This is a genomic window from Parvibaculum sp., from assembly GCF_035511255.1.
GTDB lineage: Bacteria > Pseudomonadota > Alphaproteobacteria > Parvibaculales > Parvibaculaceae > Parvibaculum.
The window spans coordinates 1-1821 of the sequence record NZ_DATKFR010000068.1; the positions used below are offsets into that span (position 1 = coordinate 1).

At 63.4% G+C, this 1821-nt stretch carries 2 protein-coding genes; both read left to right on the forward strand.

Going from position 1 to position 1821, the window contains the following annotated elements; translation table 11 throughout:
- The first annotated feature begins 210 nt into the window (after window positions 1-210).
- Window positions 211-999: an RNA methyltransferase gene (locus VMR03_RS02250; RefSeq protein WP_325401861.1), complete on the forward strand. Its 789-nt coding sequence runs from the start codon at window positions 211-213 to the stop codon at window positions 997-999.
- 198 nt (window positions 1000-1197) lie between these two features.
- Complete coding sequence (gene rpsD, locus VMR03_RS02255) at window positions 1198-1818, forward strand: 30S ribosomal protein S4 (RefSeq protein ID WP_325401863.1); 621 nt, start codon at window positions 1198-1200, stop codon at window positions 1816-1818.
- Window positions 1819-1821: the final 3 nt, after the last annotated feature.

Consider the following 1821-nt stretch of genomic DNA (forward strand, 5'->3'; position numbering starts at 1 on the left):
GCCGTCGAGATCGACTACAGGATTTTTGACCTTGATCTTCGACATGCGGCTGAACCCTTCGAGAAAGCGTGAGCAGGGGAGCGAGCGAGGCTCGGGGGGAGGCGCTGGATAAGCGCTTGGGCCCCGTTCGTATAACATTGCGGGCCAATTGATTAAAGATGGCCAATCGCCTATTCAGCGACACATTATTTCACGAGCGAGCCCTTTCTCATGGCCGGAACGGATCAGACCAAAGCCAACCCCACGCAAGGCGAGGCGACGCCGGCCGTCATCCTGGTTCAGCCGCAGCTTGGTGAAAACATAGGCACGGCGTCGCGTGCCATGCTCAATTTCGGGCTCTCGGACCTGCGCCTCGTGAGCCCCCGCGACGGCTGGCCCAACGAGCGCGCCCGTGCCGCTGCGTCAGGCGCCGACATCGTCATCGACGGCGCGCGGCTCTGCACCCGCACCGAGGAGGCAGTCGCAGACCTCGATTATGTGATCGCGACGACGGCGCGCACCCGCGACATGGTCAAACCCGTCCTGACGCCCGAAACGGCCGCAGCGAAGCTTCGCGAGGTGATCGGTGGCGGCGGCCGCGCCGGCGTCCTGTTCGGGCCGGAACGCACGGGCCTCAACAATGACGATGTGGCGCTCGCCGACGCGGTTCTGATGGTTCCGGTCAACCCGGCCTTCGCTTCCTTGAACCTCGCCCAAGCGGTGCTCCTGATCGGCTATGAATGGTTCAAGGCCGCCGACCGGACGCCAGCCGAGCAGATCGACTATCTCCAGACGCGTCCGGCCACCAAGGAGGAGCTTCTGGGCTTCTTCGAGCATCTGGAGAGCGAACTCGACCGCTTCGGCTTCCTGAAGCCGCCGGAGAAGCGTCCCTCCATGGTCAGGAACCTTCGCAACATGTTCCAGCGGGCGACCATGACGGAGCAGGAGGTCCGCACCATGCGCGGCGTCGTCGCGGCGCTGGCGAGGCGTATCCCGAAGGGTGAGGGGCCGGAAGGCTGATTTCGCCCCGATTTCAATCGTTTGACACATATGCGGAGGCGGGCTAAAACCCGCCCCGAAGCCGGTCCCCTTGGGGGCCGCTTTCATTTTACGCACCCGTGGGAAACGGCGACGCTTGAAGCCAGTTTACCTGTCGGCTCAAGGGCTTGATAGCCCGGCGGCAAAGGAGGGGCGTTTCCATTTTTGACAGGAATCGCGATGACAAAGCGCCAGGAAGCCAAATACAAAATCGACCGCCGTTTGGGCGAGAACATCTGGGGCCGCCCGAAGTCCCCGGTGAACCGCCGCGAATACGGCCCCGGCCAGCACGGACAGCGCCGCAAGGGCAAGCTCTCCGACTATGGCGTCCAGCTCCGCGCGAAGCAGAAGCTGAAGGGCTATTACGGCAACATCTCCGAGAAGCAGTTCCACGGCATCTACAAGGAAGCCTCGCGCCTTCGCGGCGACACGGGCGCCATCCTGATCGGCCTGCTGGAGCGCCGTCTCGACGCGGTCGTCTACCGCGCGAAGTTCGTCTCGACGGTTTTCGCCGCCCGCCAGTTCATCAATCACGGCCATGTGCTTGTGAACGGCAAGAGCGTCAACATCCCGAGCTACCGCCTGCGTGAAGGCGACGTGGTCGAGGTGCGCGAGAAGTCGAAGCAGCTCGCCGTCGTCCTCGAGGCGGTGCAGAGCGCCGAGCGCGATACGCCGGAATATGTCGAAGTCGACCAGAACAAGCTGACGGCGAAGCTGATCCGCATTCCCGTCCCGGCCGATGTGCCCTTCCCGGTGCAGATGGAGCCGCATCTCGTCGTCGAATACTACTCGCGTTCGTAGTTC